This is a genomic window from Leptospira jelokensis (assembly GCF_004769635.1).
GTDB lineage: Bacteria > Spirochaetota > Leptospiria > Leptospirales > Leptospiraceae > Leptospira_A > Leptospira_A jelokensis.
On record NZ_RQGH01000003.1, the window covers coordinates 1 to 23898 of the forward strand.

At 39.0% G+C, this 23898-nt stretch carries 16 protein-coding genes and 1 pseudogene; 8 read left to right on the forward strand and 9 right to left on the reverse strand.

Annotated elements, in window-relative coordinates:
- Window positions 1-95 precede the first annotated feature (95 nt).
- From EHQ62_RS00080 to EHQ62_RS00095, 5 genes and pseudogenes are all read right to left on the reverse strand, one after another.
- Complete coding sequence (locus EHQ62_RS00080) at window positions 96-1007, reverse strand: ArdC family protein (protein WP_135640272.1); 912 nt, start codon at window positions 1005-1007, stop codon at window positions 96-98.
- Between the two features lie 280 nt (window positions 1008-1287).
- Window positions 1288-2004, reverse strand: a complete 717-nt coding sequence (locus EHQ62_RS00085; RefSeq protein WP_244241569.1) for a cytochrome c554 and C-prime — start codon at window positions 2002-2004, stop codon at window positions 1288-1290.
- A 45-nt stretch (window positions 2005-2049) separates the two neighbouring features.
- Window positions 2050-2424: pseudogene (locus EHQ62_RS18795) on the reverse strand (multiheme c-type cytochrome); the annotation flags it as partial.
- Between the two features lie 2 nt (window positions 2425-2426).
- The gene (locus EHQ62_RS00090; protein ID WP_135640274.1) at window positions 2427-3893 is read right to left on the reverse strand and encodes an SH3 domain-containing protein; all 1467 of its coding nucleotides are present in this window, start codon (window positions 3891-3893) and stop codon (window positions 2427-2429) included.
- Window positions 3894-3976: 83 nt separating this feature from the next.
- Complete coding sequence (locus EHQ62_RS00095; protein ID WP_135640275.1) at window positions 3977-5071, reverse strand: helix-turn-helix domain-containing protein; 1095 nt, start codon at window positions 5069-5071, stop codon at window positions 3977-3979.
- A 170-nt stretch (window positions 5072-5241) separates the two neighbouring features.
- Here EHQ62_RS00095 and EHQ62_RS00100 point away from each other — a divergent pair, with 170 nt between their 5' ends.
- The 4 genes from EHQ62_RS00100 to recD all read left to right on the forward strand — a co-directional run bounded on the left by EHQ62_RS00100 (window position 5242) and on the right by recD (window position 15930).
- Window positions 5242-6966, forward strand: a complete 1725-nt coding sequence (locus EHQ62_RS00100; RefSeq protein ID WP_135640276.1) for an alpha/beta fold hydrolase — start codon at window positions 5242-5244, stop codon at window positions 6964-6966.
- 248 nt (window positions 6967-7214) lie between these two features.
- Window positions 7215-10508 (forward strand): exodeoxyribonuclease V subunit gamma, encoded by a 3294-nt coding sequence (locus EHQ62_RS00105; protein ID WP_135640277.1) that lies wholly within the window; start codon window positions 7215-7217, stop codon window positions 10506-10508.
- Between the two features lie 2 nt (window positions 10509-10510).
- The gene (locus EHQ62_RS00110; protein WP_167482814.1) at window positions 10511-14131 is read left to right on the forward strand and encodes a UvrD-helicase domain-containing protein; all 3621 of its coding nucleotides are present in this window, start codon (window positions 10511-10513) and stop codon (window positions 14129-14131) included.
- A complete protein-coding gene (recD, locus tag EHQ62_RS00115; RefSeq protein ID WP_135640279.1) occupies window positions 14128-15930 on the forward strand; it encodes an exodeoxyribonuclease V subunit alpha in 1803 nt (600 codons plus the stop codon). The genes EHQ62_RS00110 and recD overlap by 4 nt, the downstream gene beginning before the upstream one ends.
- A gap of 17 nt (window positions 15931-15947) precedes the next feature.
- Here recD and EHQ62_RS00120 read toward each other — a convergent pair whose 3' ends face one another.
- From EHQ62_RS00120 to EHQ62_RS00130, 3 genes are all read right to left on the reverse strand, one after another.
- Entirely contained in the window at window positions 15948-18260 is a 2313-nt protein-coding gene (locus EHQ62_RS00120; protein WP_208720589.1) for a TonB-dependent receptor plug domain-containing protein, read from the reverse strand.
- A 69-nt stretch (window positions 18261-18329) separates the two neighbouring features.
- Window positions 18330-19022: an HmuY family protein gene (locus EHQ62_RS00125; RefSeq protein WP_244241559.1), complete on the reverse strand. Its 693-nt coding sequence runs from the start codon at window positions 19020-19022 to the stop codon at window positions 18330-18332.
- A gap of 60 nt (window positions 19023-19082) precedes the next feature.
- Window positions 19083-19790: a hypothetical protein gene (locus EHQ62_RS00130; protein WP_135640281.1), complete on the reverse strand. Its 708-nt coding sequence runs from the start codon at window positions 19788-19790 to the stop codon at window positions 19083-19085.
- Window positions 19791-19809: 19 nt separating this feature from the next.
- On the opposite strand from EHQ62_RS00130, the gene EHQ62_RS00135 reads away from it, so the two are divergent.
- Genes EHQ62_RS00135 through EHQ62_RS00150 form a run of 4 tightly spaced genes read left to right on the forward strand, consistent with a single transcriptional unit; the run spans window position 19810 to window position 23592 of the window.
- Window positions 19810-20784 carry a heme/hemin ABC transporter substrate-binding protein gene (locus EHQ62_RS00135; RefSeq protein ID WP_244241560.1) on the forward strand — a complete coding sequence of 325 codons (975 nt, stop codon included), beginning with the start codon at window positions 19810-19812 and terminating at the stop codon, window positions 20782-20784.
- Entirely contained in the window at window positions 20784-21767 is a 984-nt protein-coding gene (locus EHQ62_RS00140; protein ID WP_135640282.1) for a FecCD family ABC transporter permease, read from the forward strand. Before EHQ62_RS00135 ends, EHQ62_RS00140 begins: the two co-directional genes overlap by 1 nt.
- Window positions 21764-22543, forward strand: coding sequence for a heme ABC transporter ATP-binding protein (locus tag EHQ62_RS00145; protein WP_135640283.1), 780 nt, complete (start codon window positions 21764-21766; stop codon window positions 22541-22543). Before EHQ62_RS00140 ends, EHQ62_RS00145 begins: the two co-directional genes overlap by 4 nt.
- Entirely contained in the window at window positions 22540-23592 is a 1053-nt protein-coding gene (locus EHQ62_RS00150) for a hemin-degrading factor (RefSeq protein ID WP_135640284.1), read from the forward strand. The genes EHQ62_RS00145 and EHQ62_RS00150 overlap by 4 nt, the downstream gene beginning before the upstream one ends.
- Here the strand turns inward: EHQ62_RS00150 and EHQ62_RS18675 are convergent.
- Complete coding sequence (locus tag EHQ62_RS18675) at window positions 23572-23895, reverse strand: sensor histidine kinase (protein ID WP_244241561.1); 324 nt, start codon at window positions 23893-23895, stop codon at window positions 23572-23574. The genes EHQ62_RS00150 and EHQ62_RS18675 overlap by 21 nt on opposite strands.
- Window positions 23896-23898: the final 3 nt, after the last annotated feature.

The window sequence follows — 23898 nt, forward strand, 5'->3', positions numbered from 1 at the left end:
ATATTGAGTTAAAACTATACTACATAAATGAACAATTGTATCTGTGTCCGAATAAATCTTATTACATTTAGTATTCATCAGGAGATCGCCACTTCCTATTTTAATACCCCCCTCTTCGCTTCTTTCTTCAAATAGTCCACGGCTTCCATCGCAAGATAACCCGCTTTAACAATCGCCTTTGGATTATTTTCCAAAATACTCAACCAAGAGCCAATGTATTCTTTATGTTGCAAATCTCCGCTAAATCCAAATTCACCGGCAAAGATGGCGGAGCAAAGTTCGGCGACCAATTCTTCAAAGGCATAATTGCGACTGCCACTAGAGAAACCTCGGTTCAATCTGTGGTAGGCACCCGTCCAATGACCTAATTCATGTAAGTAGGTGGACCAATAATCAGTCTCGAAATAGAACAATTCTTTCTTTGGCATAAGGATCGTATCGGTAGAGATTTGATAGGCTGCTTGGACAACTCCGATTTCCACCATCTTGTGTTTGATCGATTGGACAAACTGATCTATACTTTCGGGTGCATTTTGAATCGTCGTCCTGACAAACCAATCATATTTACTTTTAGGAACATTCACTTGAGAGATGTTCAATACTGGATACACTTTATGAACGGAATATGATTTATACTCAATCTCTGTTTCTTCTTGTTCTTCTGTGCTATCCTCAACTATACTCATTCTTTGAGGAATGATCGGAATCTTTACGCGACAAGGATACAAAACCTCTGTCTTTGCTGATTCCCCTTCTTTTAATGAATAACCGAGTTCCTTCCATTGTTTCTCAGTTGCCCAAGCCGGATAGGTATACCCAAATTTCATCAAGCTATCTGTGAGCCAGAAAGAATTCAGCAATCCATAATTCTTATATGTTTTTGCATTCCAAGGAAACCCAAAGCTCTGCCAAGGTTTGACCCACTGACCAAGATTACCGGACTTTAACGCTGCCATCACATCGTTTGTAATGCTTTTGATAATTGTTTTTGCATTGTTCTTTTCCATGCTAATGGGTGTAATGCCGACTCAAAAAGTGTCACAATTTTAGAAGAAAAGTAACGCAAAGAAGGTCCGTGGCAACAAAGACAGAATATAAAAACTACCTAGGACAAATTGGAGAAAAAATTGTCTTATTTCATGTAAGAAAATTCGAAATAGAGCAATGGAGATGGAAGTTAGGATCCAAGCACAGTAGATTCAAATTTAGGCGAGGAAATCACTCTTTCTTCATATCAAGTTGGGTAAAGTATCTCAAACCACTCGAAAATTCATTCGGTAATTGCAATTAACCTTTATCCGCAGAAACAGGAGGAATTGGCAATTTTCCTTTTTTGAATAAAAGTAGTGATTCTGATATTGGAACAGATCCCTGAATATGACTAGTTGGATTTAAATAATCCATATACATTTCGAATTTGAACTCTGTTCCATTGTTTGAATATTGGAAATGAAATTCTTTGATAGTTTCTCCTGTTCCATCAGGAGGTGGAAAAGAAGTATCAGCCACTAAGATTTTAGGAGGTTGGTTCAAATTACCTTTGTTAGGAATGAAATCTTTATTTAAAATCCATTCATTAATTAAAAACTCATTTGGTGTTAAAATTCGAATTCTCATCGAACGAAAGAGATCACCAGTAGGAAACGCATGTGCAATACCATTCGTTTTAATCATTAGTTTAAAATGATCGATTGAAATTCGCTCTAAGGTAACTTCAAATGACTCTTCCAAATATTTTTTGTCGTGACCACCTGGGAAAGTATGTGATTTTACAGAATTTGGGAAAAGATGGCACGACTGGCAATTTCTTGTTTTTTTTAATTTGGAAAGTTTATACTCCCCCAACGTATTTTGCATGGGTATATTCGTATAAACGATTGTACTGTTTGGGTCAATAAAACTCTTTCGAGTTGGCCAATTGAATTGATGGCAATTCCCACAGAATTCCCCTTCTTTCATCACAGGAACTTCATCATATGTATGTGCAAGGGAATCCCCTTCCATTTTCTTTGACGTAAGTATCTTTTGATTTCTCACATGACAAGTTATACAAGAAACCCCTTCTTCTGCATGATACCGATTGTTTTCAGAATTATGATTAACAATAGAAGTTTGCTTTAAAGGAGCATGACAATTTAAACACCAATCCAACGGCTCGTCTTTATGGCTATCTTGGTAGATTCTGTTTGTAAAAGATTGCCTATGCATTGACTTTTCCCAGTTTTTATAAATTTGTTCATGACAACTTGCACAATCCTTACTCGATTCCATCGGCTTCTTTGAAACTGGATTTAGCGCACTGTCCTTAGAAACATCAAATGATATGGGATTCAATCCATTAGAAAATCTTAAAACATGATTGCTTTGCGAATTCTTACAGAAAAAGGCAAAAATCATGATCATTGATAGAGAAAGGAATTTCATGATTAGCGAATCAATTTTCCGTTCTCCAATTGGTACATATTTTTATGACCATAAATTCCGATTTTCTTGTCTTTGGTAAAGTGGTTACATATTTTATCATAATCATCACTTCCGTTGACTTTTATACTCATTGATTTTTCGCCAGATGCGAGATTTAATTTTGCAATGCATTGATTGGCATCAACTTCATAGTCATTATAATCAATTGTCAAAAATTTGATCGCTTTGTTATTTGATATTTGAAAATATTCATATGTATAGCTTCCTCGAAAATCATTTATAGCAATGATTTCATTGATTCCGTCACCATTCAAATCTTGAAAGTTAAACTTTTCATACTTGGAACCGATTAAACTAATAAACGAATTGTCCGTTTCTTCTAATATATACTCCTCTTCTCCATCAGGCGCCATATCGGATGACAAGTAATATATGATAGCATGATAAATTTGTTTTTCGGAAGATTCTGTAAAATTAAGTTTTTTTAATTCTGTTCTTTCAAAATCTAAATTATTTTTGTTTGCAAAACGAACGAATTTTTCGGGAAACTTATCTCTATAATTTTCAAGATTCCAAGATGCGAATGCTTCATTATGATATTCTACATCCTTTTCTGATACCCATGCGTAAATACAGGTATCCATTGATTCATTATCTCCTCTGTGATGAAGTTTTTTGTTGATCTTATAATAATTTGTATCTCCCGATGGAGCTTTCCGATCTACTAAAAAGTATTTACCACTTCCATTTAAATTTGCGCCCTTTTTTTCAGTAACACCTTTAGAACAATAGTCTTCAGAAGCATATCCCTTTTCCCCCCCTGGAGAAAGATACGCAACATGATCTGGTGATTTAAAAGCAACGAACCCCTGGATGGCATCACCTTCTTCCACCATTTCTTCTTCGTTTGAGGTATCTGCTGATTCTTGGTATTTTAAATACCCTAAAAATGAGAACCCGATTTTTTCTGATGGTGCTTTGATTCGCGCCCACACTTCCGACAAACCATCAATTTGGTAACGTGTGACACTGAGTCCTAATATCGAAACTTGATCCCCATTTGGTAGCAGCTCTAAAATTTCGCCTTTTAAACTTGGGAGACTTCGCAATCGTAATCTCGAAGCATTGACAACCATTCGATAAGGATGACTTACAGGCGCCATGGTTACATATTGAAACAACTTGACCTCTCCTTCTATTGGTAAGAAGCCAATTTTACCTTCGCGAATTACTTTTCTCCAATTGAATTTTTGGCCTAAGCTTTTGTCCCCAATGGATTTATCGATTACATCGATTGTATCTTCTTTGTTTAGAAAAAGCATACACTCTGACTTTCGAGTTGGCTCCAAGTAAACACATGTTTTATCTTCTAATATATAAGCCAAAGCAATGGGAACTTTTGAATCCTTATTGCAATTGTACGAAAGGAAGAGGATAGAAATGAAAAAGATAATTTTTTTGGAAGCCAAGTTGAGTCTCCTTCACAGATCTTTGATTTTAGAATTGAAAAAATATAGCAAAAAAGTTAGGAGCTTTGAAAAAAAGGAGCATTTTACCTCCCATTCTCTCCTTTCCCCACTAACTTCGCATATTCACTCGGTGACATCTTCTTCAAGGACTTAAAGGCAACATTGAAGTTTGCTTTGGAATTGAATCCAACTTTGTATGCAAGGGACAACAAATTGACCTTTGGGTTTTCTTCGATGAGCTTACAAACTTCAGCAATTCGGTATTCATTCACCAATCGATTGAAGTTCATTCCTAAATATGCATTGGTATATTCACTGAGTTGGTAATCTTTGATGCCCAAACGTTCCGAAAGATTGGATAAATTGATTGTTTCTTCTCGGTAAACGAATTCATTTTTGAACAAATGGTCTAAGTCTTCTTGTAATTTTTCCAAATTGAGATTTAGGATTCGGGAAGTGCGATAGGACTGACGAAGGCCAGGCAAAATATCTTTAAACAATTCATTTTTGATTTTCGTTCCCACATAGGCCAAAACTGCCATAAGTGTAGCAAGGCTTGCCGTAAAATAAAGTCCTGAATGTAAACGAAAAACTGAACTGATAAAAATTAAACTAGCAAATATGATATTGCCTTTTAAGATCATCCCCAAAACTCGGACTCCCAATTTTGCTTCCTCATTTGGATTGTTGTATAGGATATTTCGATACTGGTAAATCATCGAAAGTAAGATGATCACATAATACAAACAACCAAGTTGGGCTAAGTATTCCGGAATGGAATACGGAAGCCCAGTAAAACTTTCTTTCATTGATTGTTGTAAAGATTGTGGATAAAAAATTTGTAATAGAACCAAGAGAACCATCATAAAGAACGTGGGGAACAATCTTTTGAGCTGACCCATAGAAACGGGCTCGGTACTCAAAAAATGTTCAATGCTGTATTGCATACTCCCTGGAATCAAATAGAGGATGGGCACATAACCATGATTAAGGAGTGGAAGATCAAATTCGAATCCTGCATACAATCGGTATGCGTAAATGATGAGTGTCCCTCCGGAAAACGCAGCAATGCCTAAGAAAACCCCTCTGATTCCTTTTTCTTGTACCATGACTCCGATTCCCAAAACGAAATGATACCAAGCACCAAACTGAAGCCAAGACCCGAAAAATTCAGACATACGACAAAAGTCGGTCAATGTGCACGGTTTCGTCAACTGTTTGGAAGTGAGAATGTCAGAATAAATAGTACAAAATGATGATTTTAGACCTCAATTTTCGTCTAGGATTGCCATTTTAGACGCAAAGCCCCCCTCTTTATGTTATTTTAGAGTCAATTCAGAGGCGAATTATGAAAAAGCAAAAAAACTATCTCACTCTCCTCCTCATTGTAGGGAACTTCCTCCTTGTGGCGTGTGGGGGTAATGGAAATCAAAACGGAAAGGAAACGAGTGCCATACTGTCGGTGTTAAATGGCCAGGCGGAAACTTCAAATGTGACACCAGAAGGTTTGCAACTCAGCAATGCCGCAACCACAAGAGACATCCAAACAGCATTCCAAAATGAAAATGATGGAAGTTTTACTTTTAACGATAACATTTCGTTTTTAAGTAACGATGGTGTGAAAATCACAGGGAACTTGTTCATACCAAAATCAGGTACAGGCCCCTACCCTGCGGTTATCTTTGTCAATAGTTGGGCACTCAATGAATACGAATACATCGTTCCTGCTGCAAAACTGGCAAAAAAAGGATACGTTGTGTTTAGTTACAACACTCGTGGGTTTGGAACGTCAGGTGGACTCATCAATGTCGCTGGTCCAAAGGATATGGAAGACCTTTCCAAAGGAATTGATTTCCTATTAGCAAATGCTCCTGTCAATCCGTCAAACATCGGTATTGCGGGGATTTCGTATGGCGCTGGGATTTCATTACTGGGACTGAGCAAAGAGCCAAGGATCAAAACCGCAGTGGCCATGAGTGGTTGGGGAAGTTTGCCTGATTCGCTTTATGGAAACCAATCACCAAGACTTGTGTGGGGACTCCTCCTCGTGACAGCAGGTTACTTCACAGGAAGGATGGATCCCATCATTGCAGAGAATTTTCAAAAACTATTGGATACAAGAGACATTCCAACAGTTTTATCATGGGCAAGAGATAGATCACCTAATACTTTTGTGGCGGAACTCAATGCAGCTGGCAAACCAGTTTACATTTCCAATAACTCACAAGATAATTTATTCCAACCAAACCAAATCCTTCCCTACTTCGAACAACTCACTGTTCCTAAAAAATTGGATCTCAATAATGGAATCCATGCAACCGCTGAAGTTGGTGGGGTCTTAGGACTAGAAAATTATGTTTGGACGAATGCTTACGACTGGTTTGATTATTGGTTAAAAGGAATCCAAAATGGAATCATGACGAAACCAAAAGTGACAATCCAAAAACGATTCTCTAGTGATCGTGTGAGTTATGCAAATTGGCCAATCCCTTCTAAGGTCGAAAGAACTTACCATTTACGACCAATGGGCTTATTTAGCCCTGGGAAAATCACAACAACAGCGAACACAAGTAACGGGAATGATACCATTCTATCAGGTGGAACGAGTGCCTCAACAGGAGTTCCGCTATTATCAGAAATATTGGATGGTGCCGTTTCTGTACCTGTGACAACCAATGTGAATTTGATTGATCGCACAAATGCTATGGTGTACCTTTCTGACAAACTCTCTTCCCCTCTCAAACTCCGTGGAAGAACCTATTACAAAGGTCGTATCAATAGTTCAGACTACGCACCTCATGTTGTGGTATACCTCTATGAAGTAGACTTTTGGGGAACGGGAAAATTGATTAGCCACGGAACAGCAACTCTTTTCAATGTGAAGGGAAAAGACGTAGACCTAAATGTAGACCTACAAGCAGTTGCACATGACTTCCCTGCTGGATCTCGCATTGGTTTGGCCATTGACAACATTGACCCAATGTATGCTGTACCAAAACCAATTTCACTCTACACAACGACATTCAAACACAGCACAACAACCGCATCCATACTTAAGTTTGAAAGTGAGTAAAGATGATATCACTTAGTTTTTGCTAGGTGGGCATTTGGGAGAGGCAACTCTCCCATTTTTCAAATTCATTCCGATAGACAAGCGCCCCGGATAGTAGCGGAAATCCTTTGCCTTTGGCAAAGATTGGAGCGGATAGCCGGAAATGGCGCCCTAATTCCTTCTTTTTCAAAAAGGAAGAACAGATAATGATTGCGTTCCACCTTCTGTGAGGTGAAACTATCTCTGATTTTTGAATTAAGGGATTTTTTTTGCCAATACATTATTTTGCAGGACTCCACCTGCACGAAATCACTTCGGAACTAACCAAACAAATCAAAAAGGAACAAATTGAAAACCCACTTCGTATGCCACTTGTTGTGGTGCCGAATACCAATTTGATACCATGGTTAAAACTAAACATTCCAAAATACAATGATACACAACTTTCCATCAACATTGAATTTACATTCTTAGAAAAAGCGATTTTAAAAACAATCTTCGCTTCCTTACAAATCCCTTCATGGGCAGAAGAGGAAGAATTTTACGATTACAATTCTTTTCAGAGGGATTGTTTTCGTTACCTGTATGAAAACCAAACATCCTTATTCCAAAACCATCCAGAGATCCAAACCTATATTTCCGATGTACAAAAGTTATACTATCTCTCTGATTTACTCACAAAGTATTTTAAAGACTATGAATTGAACCGCTCTGATTGGATCAAGAGTTGGCTTGGGGGAGGAATCAATTCCATATCAAACCACCTAACAAGTGATCCGTACTGGGAATTAGAAAAAGGGATATACCTCGGCACAAACCAAGGTGGGAAAAAAAACTTATTCTATTATTTAAACAAAGGCAAAGACTTACCTCTCGAAGGCAATTTGCACTTTTTTTGTTTGTCCAATTTGTCTGGGACATACATTGATTTTTTGAAAACGGTTTCTAAGAATTCAAATTTTAATATCTACATCTACCAATTTCATAATGGCAAAGTCATTGGCCAAATTCCAGAAAAAACCAAAAACTATTTATCCAAATTTGCAAAACCACAATCGTATTTAGCGAAAGAATTTTCGAATGTTACCAAAAAAAAAGAAACATCCAAATATGCAAGTGGTGGCATGTTAGCAAAACTAAAATCCATTTTACTGGAAGAGCAGATAAAAGAAGAGAACTACTTAAACGATCAAACCGTTCGGGTATGGAATGCACCTTCTGAATACCGCGAAATGGAATCCATCGCTCATGACATCCTTCATAAAATCAGCATCAGTAAGGGAAACTTAAGTTTATTAGATTTTGCGATCCTTGTTCCCAATACAAATGATTACAAAGCAGCCATTGAATGGGTGTTCCATGGAGGGATCTATACAACGCAAACTGCCAATGTTACCCCTACTCTCCAAAGATTAAATTATTCCCTTTCTGATTTGGTTGCAAAAGATACATCATTGTTATACAAAGCATTTGAAATCCTATTCCAATCGTTTTTAAAAAAGCGGATGGAAAAAGAGGATCTCATACATTTACTCCAAAACCCACTCATCTCCGGGAAAAACAAAACCGAATCCATGGAGGAAACAAATTCCGTAGTCCAATTACTCGATTCACTTGGTTCTCTTTATGATGAAAACAAAGAGGAGAACCCATATACAATTTCATTTGGTGTGAAACGTGCTGTCCTCTCCATCCTCGGTGATGGAGAAACCACTTGGGAAAAAATGGGTGTGATCACAGATCCATTGGCAGAAGGAGATTCCGTTCTGCAGTTGAATTTGATTTGGGAAGGAATCAAATCCTTACAAACATTTTTCGAAACTGAATTTTTGAATTTGCCAACAAGTGAAAGAGCCAAAACATTCGAAAGCAAATGGAACCAATTTTTTAAGTTTAGTGAAGAAACAGAAAACGAAAGGATCTATTTCGCTTCCTGGTTGGATCAGGTTTCGATTTGGTGTGAAAACGATTGGAAGGATGTGAATGACTTTTTACAATTCCTTACCTTACAAACGGATGGAATCTTTTCGAGTATCCCGACACAAAAAGGAAATTACCTGACGGAAGGGATCACGATCTCCTTATTGCAACCCATGCGACCCATCCCCTTCTCCCATATCTATATCGTGGGACTTGGAGAAGGAAAATTTCCAGGTTCCAAAGACCTATCTCGGTTCAATCTAAGAAAAAATGATTCGAAACCTTGGGACCTCAATCGAGTGGAAATCCAAGAATCCTTATTGTGGGAAACCATATTATCAGCGGAAGATAGCATCACATTTTCCTATGTAGGAAAAAACACATTAGAAGATAAAGAATTTGAGCCTTGTTCCAGTTTGTTTGAGATCATGAATTCTCTTGGGATTGATTCTGCAACAGAAATCCCCCTAACACCCTATAGTCGTTTTTATGAAAAAGGAATTTTACATTCCTATGATTATGCGAGAAATTTAATACAGAATAGAAGTTTGGATAACGATTTACCAAAACCAAATTTCACTCAATTAGAAGAGTTACATCTACCGATTGCAGGATCGAAATTCAAAAAAGAAATTCCCATAGGGTCGATTGCTTCTGCGTTTAAAAATCCCATTCTCCCTTATATCAAAGAAAATCTAGGATACTTTGATGATGAGGAAGAAACCCCATCAGAAGAACCATTTTTTTTCAATTCACTGGAATCCTTTTTATTCAAATCAAAATTTATACCTTTGTTCACGGAATCATTGGCAAAGGAAGGACCTTGGCCTTGGGACAAAGATTCGATTGGAAAAAAAATTTCTGAGTTTAGTACAATCGCAGAGAACAAAGCAGAGTTCCCTTATGGTGCATTCCATTTGGTTACAACAGAAACTTTGTTAGAAGAACTCACAGACATTTCTTTAGTGTATGAAACGTTAAAAGCAGAGTTATTTTCCAATCCCAAGGAACTGCAATACATAAGTTCCCTTTCCATCGGTGATACAGGTTTACGTGATGGCTTCCAATTGCCTGCCTTTTCATTGGATGAATCCCAAGTGGTCACGGGAGAGTGGGAGAATTTGATTGCGGTCGGTGATACTTATTATTGGTTTTATCCAAAAAGTTTCCATCCAAAACCGGAAAAACCAAACAAATATGTGAAAGACTATTTTGGTAAGATGGTTTATTTATTCCTAAGTGCTTGTTTGTTCCGAACCATCGGAAAAAAATTAGCCGTCATACCCATCTTATCAAAACCGAACAAATCAAATGAAACCCTACATTTGGAAAGTTTACCGGAAACGGAATCTGCCGAATACATTCGACAGATGGTCGCTTTCACAAGTGAATCACCTCCAATGTATGTACCAAACCCTGGCCTCAATCTCTTTTTTGCGGAGATGGGAATGGAACACTCATTAGATGGCATGGAAGAATTAGAATCTGCTTGGAAAGAATTTTTGGAAGAAGAGTCAGACCAAATCTTAGAATATGAATCGAAGTACATGAAATTGTCTCCTTATACCAAGGATTTACTACACCAATTTTCGTTTCAGAAGGTATACCCTCTCCTTTTACCCCTTCTGAAAAAAGGATTTTGATCATGGAACATCCTTTAGCAAACCATCCCAATTTTATCGAAGCTTCCGCTGGGACAGGGAAAACCCATCTCATTATACAAATGTTAGGTGATATGATGGCCCATGACGTGGCAAATCAGATCAAAGAAAACCGTCTGCTCCATTTTTTAGTGCTTACCTTTACCGAAAAAGCAGCTGGTGAATTAAAGACTCGGTTAAAATTAAAAATCTTAGAACTTTACGAGAATGGAAAACACCCCGAATACTACCAGTATCTCCGAGATTTAGACCAAGTCACCATCTCCACCATCCATGGTTTTTGCAATATGGTGTTAACGGAATACCCGGTAGAAACCCAAAACAATCCCAATGTAAAACTAACATCGAACGAAGAATTGATTCGTAAAACTTTTTATGATCTCAAAAGGAGCCAGTGGGAAGGAAGGGAAAAAGAATCACTCGCAAATGATATCCTCCTTTCTAATTTAAAGAATCATGAGGACCTCGTTGTGAGCACAACGTCCAAACTCCTTGCTGACACAAAAGACTATGCATTTCCAACATTGGTATCCTTAGAGGAATGCATTGCCAAAGCAAACAAAACCAATCTTTCCGATGCACTCACTACAATTTGTGATGCATTGAAAGGACCAACAGGTGAGGCCATCGCCGCACAAGGTGCGAAAGGTAGTATCCCCAAGTGGATGGGAAATTGGCAGTCACTCGAATTACTCGCGAATGCAATCCGAAGCCAAGATATAAAAACTGTGTCAAGAGAATTGAAACGAATTTCAAAATTAAATCGATCTCTTGGTAATAAAATAGACACCATAGGATTCGATTTTTTCCTTCTGAAAGGTAATACCATTGTAAAAAATCTAGATGCCGCATCACTTGCGTTACAAGGAAAAATTGAATCTGTTGTCCATTCTCTGAAAGAAGTATTTCCTTTTGAAAGGTTGGATTTTGATGGATCGATCTTTTTGCAGAATACGGTAACCGAACTCACATCCAAAACAAAATCCATCATCGAAAAGGGAGAATCCATCACCTATGACCAATTGATCCTAAAGGTACACGATGCGATTGTTCGTAACCCCAACCGAACGTTGGTTCAATCTTTACAAGAACGATTCCAAGTTTGTATCCTTGATGAATTCCAAGACACAGACAAAAACCAATACCAAATCTTCAAAACTTTATTTTACGATCAGGATACCAAGTCTAGAATGCTCTTTTGCATCGGAGACCCCAAACAAAGTATCTATGGTTTTCGCGGAGCCGATATTGGAATTTACCTTGAAGCTTCTCGTGACTTTGAAGGGTCCAAAGCAACCCTAGAAACCAATTACCGGTCCACAAAAGAATTAATCCATGGCTTAAATTCGATTTTCCATGATGAAACAAAAGAATTGGGGGAAACACATTTTTTCCCCATCGAAGAACCAGGTTCGAGTAAAGAAAACTACTTATACAAAAAGGTATCTTCTCCTGATGAAGCCACCATCAAATATAAGTATGCGAAACCAGAGGAACAAGCGATTCATATTTTTGAATTCCAGGAACGCTTTCATACAGTTAACAAAACGAGAAATATTTGGGCTGAGACAATTCGTAATGAAATCAAACGGATCCAAAACAAAGAAACAACCCTCTCCTACTTTAAAAAAGGAGAACGTGAAACGAAAGAAGTCAAACTAAAGGACATCGCCATCCTTTGTGGGAATAAAAAAGAAACTGAACTTGTCGAATTTTATTTAACAAAAGCGGGAATCCCTTGTTCCATCTACAAACAAAGAGGGATTTACCAATCGAGAGAAGCAGACCAAGTTCAAAATCTTTTGGAATGTTTACTGGGATCCAACTCTTCACAAAGTTATAAAAAAATTCTATTCTCTGATATCTTCTCAATCCACCCAAATGAGATCCAAAAGTTTGATGAACATTCCATTGATTCGTATGAAAAATCACTCATTGACAAATGGCAAAGGCTCATCAAAGAAAATCGATACGCAAGTTTCTTTCGTTCTGTGATGGATGAAACCAAACTCTTTTGGCAGGAAGGAGATTATAGCCTTGAGTGGGAACGAAGGCGCACAAACTTCCGACAAATCTTTCAAAAATTATTAGAAATACAATTAAAAACAAATTGTAACCTCCAAGAATTATTGGCTACGTTACGCGAACTCAAACAAAAAAAACAATCGCCCGAAGAAGAGCCGTTATTTGATCGCGAAACAGAAGAAGATTCTGTCCAAATTTTAACCATCCATGCGTCAAAAGGATTGGAATGGCCTGTTGTATTCTTATTTTATTTTGGAAACCGAGGTACCAATTTAACCAACAAAGAATACCCAATCGAAATCGAAACACCGGAAGGCAAACAGAGAAAATGGATCCTCGAATTATGGGATTTAAATCCTGACAAAGAAGACGAAGAAAACCATTTCCTAAATGAACAAAAACGTCTGTTATATGTTGCACTCACAAGGCCCAATCTAAGACTTTACCTTCCGAAACTCCTTTGGGGCAAATTGACTAAAGAAGATTCGATTCCAAAATCTGGTTATGGCCAAATACTCTATCGAGAATTGGTCCGAATCCAAAGCCTACGAAACGAAGACCCTTCCCTTACAAAGAGTTTTGTCTTCCGAGATCCCAATGGAATTGCAGAAAGAGACCATACAAATCCTCACCCATCGGTTGGCACCCAAAAGAAGGGACAATCCTCCCCTATCCTCTACCCTTCTGAAATCAAAATTGGAAGGGTACTCTTGCAACATAGTTATACAAGTTTGCAGGCAAATGAAAAAAATGCAAATGCCTCCCAAGATGAAAAGAGAAAGGATCTGGAAGAAACTCTTGAGGAAGGCATCCCTTCTACTTTTGAATTGCCCTCCAGTGCAAAGATCGGAAATTTTTTACATAACATTCTGGAATTATGTGATTTCTCTACCTTCCAATTGGATGTGGATGCGATCCTGAAAAGCCCTTCTTGGAAGTGGGCCTACCAAAAATCTTTTTCTCGGTATCCGATTGAAGTGAATCACAACGAACCAAACATAGAATTGACAGTTGCTTCTTTATTAAAGGATGCAATGACAGCAAAGTTAAACCTTGCGACGGGAAACTCGATCTCTCTGAGTGAATTAAAAGAAGAAGAGAAGTCCGCCGAATTAAAATTCCATTTGTTCTTACAAAACTTACTGAAAGAAAGTGGTGCTTCTTTGACAGAAGGGTTCGAACACTATTTAAAAGGAGCCATCGATTTGGTATTCGTGAAGGAAGGGAAATTTTATATCGTAGATTATAAATCCAATCTTTTACCCAATAACGATTATAGCAAAGAAGCTGTGGCAAATGCCGTCCGAGACAAAGGGTATCTCTTCCAAAAGTCAGTGTATTCCTTTATTTTATTTGAATACCTGAAGTCACTTTTTGGACAGAAAGGAGCCTTAGAGAAGTTTGGTGGTGTTTATTATTTGTTTTTAAGAGGGATGTCAGGAGACAAACAAACTGGAATTTATTCCGATTTAAAACATTCCGATTCCGAATGGACAACCGAACAGTTTGAAGGGATCAAAAAAGAAGTGATGGCCTATATCCGTAACGCTTCTGACCAATTAGAAAAGGTATATTCATGAAAACAATCGATGAAAAAACCCAAACCTTTCTGGATACCTTATACAAACTGTTCCCAGATTGGGACCCAACACTGAAGGATACGATCGCAAGTTTACTTGTACAATCCCAAAGTGGTGATTTGTATGTTCCGCTTGCGGATGGCAAAATAATCGATCAACTGAAAGATTGTTTTCCGTTTGTGATTGAGACAGTGGGAAATGAAAACCGGTTGTATCTGCAAAAAAGCCATTCCGAAAAAAGTAAATTCGAATCTTTATTCTCAAAATTCTTAGAACATAAAACCAACCAAAAAGAAAGTGCCGAGGCCACTCCCAATCAAATCACAACGATCGTGGGTGACTTAGAAACCGAATCAAAGATCACTCTTGCAGAAGAACAAAGGAAAACGATCCAAGAGGTGATCACATCCAACTTTCGTGTGATCTCTGGTGGCCCAGGGACAGGGAAAACAACAGTTGTTTCCTTTCTCTTAATGGCGTTAGACCGATTGGACTTACTTCCATCTGTGGATAGGATTGCACTTGTTGCACCAACAGGAAGGGCCTCACAAAGGTTAACCGAATCCATCCAAAGGAATTTGGAAAAGTTTTCTCGGGTTCCGCTTGAGAAAACCAATTTCCGAGGGCAAACCATTCACAATTTATTAAAAATCAACCCATTGACGAACGAACCCAAATTTGGAGAAAAACGGTACTTGCCTTATGATCTCATCATCATGGATGAAACGTCTATGGTGGATTTAAAATTGATGGGTTTATTTTTTTCTGCGATCCATTTTGATACTCATATCATCTTCCTCGGTGACCCGAACCAACTCCCTTCCGTTGGGCAAGGTGAGGTATTAACCGATCTCATCACCACGTTAAAACAGAAAAAAGAATTTTTATCGGAACTTACGAGTAACCATCGTTTTTCGAATGATTCTAAATTCAGTGTATTTGCAGAAATTGTAAAACAATCCTTTGACGAAAACGACAAAGCAAAACCATTTCCAAAACCACACTTGATCACGAAATCAGAACTCAATTTGGAAAAGGATTTTGTTTGGATCCAAGGGGATAAAAAAACAAAGTCACCAAATGGAAAGGACCAAACAATTTTAGATTGGAACCTAGACAGTATGGTTCCCTTTTTATGGGAGGGATTCTATCTCCCAACTGCCCAAGCGACTTCCAAATTCCATTGGGAACCAAACGCGCTAAAGGACCCTAAGAACAAATTAAGTTTTGAATCGATCGTGAATGAATATAGATGCCTAACGATTTTACGAAATGGATACTTTGGGATCGAAGCGATCCAAAACCAAATTTTATCTTATGCCAAAAAACAATTAACGAATCCTAAAAACGAGTTTCGTTTGCAGTACAGACAATTATCCAAGTCGTTTTACTTTGAAGGGATGCCCATCATCATCCAAGCAAATGATCAAATGAGAAAATTGTTTAATGGTGACATTGGCCTTGTGGTTTCGATCCATTCTGAATTGAGGGCAGTTTTTCCGATTGAAGACCGATTGTATTCCTTTGCCTTAGACACACTTCCCGACCATGAACCCGCTTTCTTTCTTACGATCCACAAAAGCCAAGGCTCTGAGTACAAATCGATCCTCCTCTACCTTCCTCCGATGGCAGCACTTGGTATCGATGCTGAAAACAATCTTTCCATTCTCAACCGAAGGATCTTATACACGGCCATCACCCGCGCCAAAGAAAAAGTAATCCTCCTTGGTGACTTTCAAACCTGGGAATTTGGATTACAATCCTTTCGCAAACGGTATACGGGGATTCACATTCCCTAGTGGAAAGATGTTACACCTTATGAATCTCCATTCTTTAGTTTCACATCACTGAATGCAAATTTCCCATCCAAACCAAAATAATAGAATCTTGGACGCTGCGGATTGTATTGTAAATCCCAAGAATCCAAAGCATTGTCTACGCCAACAAACCATTGGAAATGGCCAAAAAATTTCTGCGAAAGCCTTACGTTTAAATTCGTGTAAGGATTTACCATTCGATAACCGTATGTAGGACTTGTTGTGCAATACGAAAGATTCTTTTCAGCGCAGTAATCAGATAGAACCGTTGGCAAACTTCCAAATTGATTTTGGATTGCAGTTTGTGAGTCTTGGGTTAAGACAGTTTCCAAAGAATCAAAGTTAGATGGCAAATCAGGATTACACCAAAATGGATTTTTGATACAATAGTAGGGTTGTTTTCCAAATACAACAGCAAAAACCGATAAAGAAATCCCACTTGTTTTTTCTTCAACCCTAACATTCAAATTCCAACGATGACGCCCTCTACCTTCTAATGGCAGATTGGTCAATTCATCTCTACTATCCGTGTAAGTGTACCCAACTCCCGTTGTCACCATGTCTGTCATTCGCACACTGATGGAGGATTCAATCCCTTGTGTCATCGCCTTTTGGTAATTTGATGTTTGGTACACCATAAGACCAGATGAATCCCTAACTGGATTTGTCCGGTAACCAATCAAATTGTCTACGTTGTTATGAAACAAATTCGAACTGTACCAGATCCGTTTTGTAATGTCCCATTCCCAACCGAAATTATAACTTCTCGATAACTCTGGTTTCAAATCAGAATTCCCAACAACACGATAACCAACACCTGGATTCAAAAAATTAAAGTACAAATCTTGGAAACTAGGTGCTCGGTATCCAAGTCCATTGGCCACTCGGAATCGAAATTGGTCTGTGACATCATAGCGAATGGCAAGTTTCGGAAGCCACTCCCCACCATAAATCGAATCATGGTCATTACGAATCCCAGGGACAATTTGGATTCTCGGTTTATCTGACACCCTCCACTCATCTTGCAAATAAAACGCATTCCGAAATCGGTATGCATTCCCATTGATGACCTGGCCTTTGGTTAACAATGGATTATAGTCCTCATAACAAATATTAGGGTATGTCCTTCGGCAATCGGGAGCTATCCTTGACGAAGAGATTTGGTCTTGTAAATTTTCAGCTCCCACTGACGTGACATGATTTTCTGAGATTTTATAATCGACCCTCGTTCTAAATTCTGCCACAGCATTATCCGTTCGCTGTTGTGAATCCAAATCATCTGCCTTCCTTTGGTCTGTCACATATAAGTCTTGGAACCTAGAATAGTTTGCATTTAAGTTTACATTGATTTTTTGAGATGCAATCCAATCTACATTAAACGCCCCCATAAAGTCATGCGTTTTGTTCCTACGATCAAAGACTGTCCTTGGAGGTGATGCATCAACAGCGGATTGGTCCAAATGCCTATAGTAAAATTGGCCTGTGAGAATCAAATTATCAGTTGGTCGGTACACGGTTTTATTTGATAAATTCATATCATTAAAGGCACTCCCTGATGTGGATTCAAGAGGTGGGGAGTACATAGGGAATCGTGTCGCCAAAATGTATTGGTTTGCGAGTGGTGTATCAAAGGTATACGGATTGTAACCGGGAGCAAGGGAAGCATAACGCCCGTTCCTTGGACCGACCGTTGCATCAGGTGTGAGATCATACCCTTCTCCCTTATGCCAACCAACTGTGAATAGAGTGGATAAGTTGTCAGACTTTGCACCGACGGATGCATAGTTACGGTATTCCATATAAGGACCAAAGTAACGTTCGCTACCCGTTCCACCTAACGAACGAAATTCTGCATACAAAGGGTCCTGTGCTTCTTTTGTGATGATGTTGATGACCCCGGCGATTGCATCAGATCCATAAATGGCAGATGATGCACCTTTTACAATTTCGATCCGTTCAATGTCTTCCGCTTTGAACCGAGTCAAATCGATCGAACCACTGAAACGCCCTGTTGTCCTTTGCCCATCCACTAAGATGAGAACATTTTGAGCCGACAATCCTTGCAGGCGAACAGTCTGCCCTCTTTCCCCTGACTGTGCCGGTTTCACCTCAATCCCCGGCACATTGCCTAAGGTTTGCGATAAATCTCTGGCACCCATATCATCGATATCTTTTCTTGTGATGACTTCCGTTGTAATCGTGGAATCTTTCAATAGATTCTTTCGCCTAGTACCCGTTACAGTGATGATATTGGACCTGTCTTCGTTTGCCTCCGTTTTGGATTCTGGATAAATGTCCTGAAATGAAAACAAAAAGACAAGGCTCCAAAAAAAAAATGAAAGATAATACTCTCATTAGTTTGGACACTTCCCATTGTTTCATTACAGTTTTTTCCATTGGAACTTCGGAAATCCTGATGTACCCGCTGCATTATAATAATCTAAAAACTGAATCGCATACTTGGCACCATCACTGCCTGTCACAATGTATACTTTTGTCCTAGCAGTTAGGATACCGCTGGAATAAGAATACCAAGCACCATAACCTGATGGCATCGGCGATAGGTCCAAAGGAGCCGCCATGGTAGGATTGATGCTTTCTTGGGAAGCGGAAACAGGCCCTCCACCAGAGCTTGTGAGTTTAACATCAACGACAGCCGTACATTCTGAACCATTGAATGCATTGGAAAAATTTGTCTGACCAGAATCACAGGCTCCACCAGATCCAGAACCACTTGTCCCACCATTGGTTGCGACATTGTATCGTTTGAATGCGATGTCCCACTGGCTATTCGCATCGGATAACACTCCATTGCCTTTTAAGCTGACATAAACCCAATTACAAGTAGAGGATGCATTTGCAGAAGTGGTAAAGGAACCAGAGGTGACAACTGCATTGGTTGGGGTACTCGTGCAATTCAAACTCGTTTTATTTTCATCAGATAATAAAAATAGTAAGGCCGCCGAACTATCTTCTGATTTTGGTTTCATGGAACAAAAAATTTGGAACGAACCAAAAATGATGAAGACTAAGGATTGAAATGATGTTTTTAAAATAGATTGTACTAATGGCATATCTTTTCTCATGATAAGATTTCTTGCCAGATCGTATTTTCCGATCTGGCTTGGTTCGATTTAGAGGACACTGTCCGAGGAAACGACGATCTTTGAGGCAGTTAAGAGGCTCACGTTGCTAAACCGAAAGAAGGATTGCCCACTTGTCGACAAAACATTCGCTGAATTTGACCAACTTGCGTAATTGATGATGGCATTCTCCTTTTGGAGGGTAGCGACATTCTTACAATTTGCACCACTTACACCCGTTACCCATAAATAAGTGGTAGGCGCACTCGTTGTCCCTGAAAAAGAAACACATAACTCTTGCTCTGTGGACAAACTAAATGCGGTTGAGTTGGCACCACTTGCTGTTTGCCCACCTTGGTAGTTCCCGTATTCTAAGTTACGAAACCAAACATATGGGTTTGGACTGGATACAGATTTCCCTGCGACAAATGAATATTGCCCTGATGCATTGGGTGTGGACGAAGTTGGTGTTTGCGAATATCCCAAGAATAAATAAAAGTATCCATTGTCCCCTAAGGCTTTCATTCCTTCGAAACGAAAGAAACGCCCTGGCCCCGCTTGGGGGGTACACAAGGTTGCATACGAACCGGAAGTGTAGGAAGCATCGATTGTTGTTTCACAACGTTTGTTTGCGTCAGCTGCTAACAAACCGAGAAAGATTGTATTTTCGACTTGGGAATCCTTATCATCACATTGAAGGGAAAACAAACTTACGCAGGTAAGAAGGCTTATTTTTAAGATTTGGTTGAGCAGGTTCATAGATGCTCTCCTTGTTTAATTGATTCTTAGTCTCAAAAAAGAAACCTACCGAATCCCGTCAAATACTATTTTGAGTCTCATTCTCATTTTAGTTGACAAACAAACAGACCCCTCTCAGTCTTGGCGCATGATCCGAAGCCAAAAACCGATTCCAAAGCATTCACGATACCAACTCTTCACCTTAGCCATTTCCATTGCACTGGTGGTATCACCCCTACTTTCGCAAACAAAAGAGCGAATTGTTTCCGTTCATGGAACCATTACAGAAATTCTATATGCTCTTAACTTAAATCCTCTACTCGTTGCAGTGGATTCAACTTCAAGTATCCCAAAAGATTCAGCACCATTGCCTGTGGTTGGTTACCAAAGAACCTTAACAACAGAAGGGATCTTAAGTTTTAAACCTACGATTTTGGTGGGATTAGAAACAGCAGGGCCAGCACAAACCATACAGAACCTAAAAGATACAGGGATAAAGGTCAGTTTATTCCCCGACGAATACAAACTAGAAACTCCCATTGATCGGGTGTTAGCTGTCGGAAAACTATTTGGGAAAAATGCAGAAGCAGAAAAACTCGCAGGCCAAATTCGTACACAAATCCAATCACTCCAACTGAAGAAAACAAATGTAAAGGTGTTGTTCCTTTACTCAAGGAACCCAAGTTCCATTTTCATTTCAGGTGTAGGCACTGCAGCTCATGCCATGATCACTTTATCAGGTGCCAAAAATGCGGTCACCGAGTTTTCAGAATACAAACCACTCACAAGCGAAGCATTAGTAAAAGCAAACCCAGATATCATCTTAATGCCTGAAACATCGGCAGAAGGATTTGGCGGAACAAAAGCGATTTGGTCCATCAATGGGATCGAACTCACACGGGCCGGGAAAGAAAAAAATATCATCTTAGTGGATGACCTACTCCTATTAGGTTTTGGCCCTCGCTTACCTCAAGTGTTAAAAACACTGAATGATAAATGGAAACAAACTGAATAATGAATCAAAAAATTTTCATTTTATTCAGTATCCTCTTCGCAGTCGTTTCAGCCATCATATCCTCCCAACTGGGAGCCATGGAAATCAACTGGAAAGAACTTTTATTCATGGATACAATTGAATCTAAAGTTTTCTTTGAATTGAGAATCCCTCGTATCCTTTTTGGAATCCTAGTCGGAGGATCACTTGCTTGGTCAGGAGCACTGGCACAAGGTCTCTTTCGTAATCCCATCGTTGATCCAGGCCTCATTGGGATCACAGCAGGTTGCTCCCTCTTTGCATCAATTGCAATTGTTCTTGGTGGATTCATCCCTTTCCTTCACTCCATTTGGAGTGTTGTCATTTTTTCCTTTATCGGAGGGATGTTGTCTTGTTCGATCATCTTCGTTTTTGCCAATGCAAAGGGGAAAACAGACATCGAGTCTATTTTGTTATCAGGCATTGCGGTGAATGCACTTTGTTTTTCACTCATTGGAATTTTAAGTTACATCGCAAGTGAATCACAATTAAGAAATCTATCCCTTTGGAATATGGGGAGTTTAGGAGGAGCCTCTTGGAACCTACTCAAATCCTTTTCAATCTTTTACGTAATCCCTATCCTCGTAAGTCCGTTTCTTGCCAAACAACTGAATGTATTAATCTTAGGGGAACGAGAAGCAAATCATTTAGGCATCTCTGTTGAATTCCTTAAAACACTGATGATCCTACTCATCGGTGTTAGCGTGGGATCTTGTATCTCCATTGTTGGCAATATTGGATTTATCGGTCTAGCCGTCCCCCATATCGTACGACTTGCGGTTGGACAAGATTATCGATTTTTATTGTATGCATCTTATTTTTTGGGTGGCGGACTACTTTGTTTTGCTGATGCCATTTGTCGGGTGATCATTGCTCCTTCTGAAATTCCAGTAGGGATTGTGACTGCACTCCTCGGAGCTCCCTTCTTTTTACACTTAATCTTAAAGAGGAAAAAATCCTTATGAGTCTTATCGGCAAAAACATTTCGTACCAAATTGGCAATAAACATATCCTCGAAGGGATCGATATCGAAATCAAACCAGGTGAATTGCATGTTCTCATCGGTCGTAATGGTGCGGGGAAATCTACCTTATTCCATATCCTTTGTGGAGATACAAAACCCCAATCGGGAACTGTATATTGTAACGACATAGAGATAAATGCTTTTTCGAAAACGGAACTGGCAAAAACAAGAGCCGTCCTAACACAAGACACACAAATCAACTTTCCCATTCCTTCGGAACAAATCATTGCCCTTGGTCGTTACCCACATGCGACCGATAAAAACAAAAATAAGGAGATCGTTGAATCTTGTTTGAAAATGACAAGTTCAACAATCTTAAAACACCAACACTACCCAACTTTATCAGGAGGCGAAAAACAAAAGGTCAATTTCGGAAGGATATTAGCACAAGTGTGGGAAACTCCGCCACGGTATCTATTTTTGGATGAACCAGTTTCTGCCCAAGACATCCCGAACCAATACCAAACTCTCAATATATGCCGGCACATGGCAAACAAAGGTTATGCGATTTTCTTAATCCTACACGACTTAAATTTAACTTCGCAGTATGCAGATAGAGTGACCTTACTCGACAAAGGAAAACTCATCCAATCCGGTACTGCCGAAGAAGTGTTAACCACAAAGAATCTAGAAATCGCATTTGGAATCAAAACAAAGATTCTAAAGACAAATGAAATCAATTTTATCATACCAGAGATCATAGGAGGTCCAATATGAACGATACATTGAAACAAAAATGGGAAACACTTAAAACCGAAATCCCAAACCTACGAATTCGAGACGCAGCCAAACACTTAAACGTAAGCGAAGCAGAACTCCTTACAACAGGCATTGGATACGAAGTCAAACCACTCAAACCTAATTTCGCAGAATTCCTTTTGGAAACGCCAAAACTTGGGTATGTGATGGCCTTAACTCGTAATGAATCCTGTGTCCATGAACGCAAGGGAATCTATGCCAATCTATTGGTGAATGGACAAACTGCCCTTGCCGTTGGAGAAGACATCGACCTCCGGATATTTTTGAAAGATTGGAAATTTGGATTTTATGTAGAAGATAAAAAGGGAGATGCAATCACAAAGAGTTTCCAATTTTTTGATCCAGCGGGTGCGGCTGTACACAAGATTTACAAAACCGAACAATCATCCGATGCAGGATGGGAATCACTCAAAGAATCTTTTGTAGATGAAAGCACTCCACTCACCCTTGGGTTAGAAACAAAACAACGAAAGGTTGAAACAAATGATAAAAGCCAAATCCCTCAATTTTTGGAAGATTGGAGCAAACTAGAAGACACCCATGATTTTTTTACCTTACTTAGAAAATACGATTACTCACGTGAATTTTCGTTAGAAGCTGCGGAAGGGAAATTTTCCTTTCGTATCTCAGTCGATGAATTCACAGAACTCCTTCATAAAGTGAGTAATATGGATCTCGAAATTATGATTTTTGTTGGCAACCCCAGCATCATCCAAATCCATACTGGCAAAATCAAAAACTTACAAACAATGGGGCCATGGTTCAATGTTTTAGATCCAATTTTCAATTTGCATTTAAGAACCGATCACATCCAAACAGCGTATGTTGTCAATAAACCGACAAGAGACGGAATGGTGACATCCATCGAACTATTTGATAATGAAGGGAATCTTATCTTACAAATGTTTGGAAAAAGAAAACCAGGAATCCCTCAGTCAAAAATTTGGTTTGATCTTGTATTTGAGTCCATTGGAAGGGAAAAAAATCTAAACTCTTCTTTTGTATAAATTATTTGGAAATTCAAACCTCAAACGAAAACCTTGGGTACCATCAATGCTCAAGGTCCCTCCCATTTGCTTCTCAGCGATGATTTTTGACAAACTTAAACCCAACTTCTTTTGATCATTGATATTAAAGCTAGGTGGTAATCCGACTCCATTGTCAGCATATTCAAACAAAGACCTATCCCCTTGGATCTCAAAATGAACATTGATTTTTCCATTGTTTTGGTTTGGGAAAGCATATTTATAACTATTCGTTAGTAACTCCGTGAAGATAAGACCCAAAGGAACTGCCGTATCTAATAACAAAAC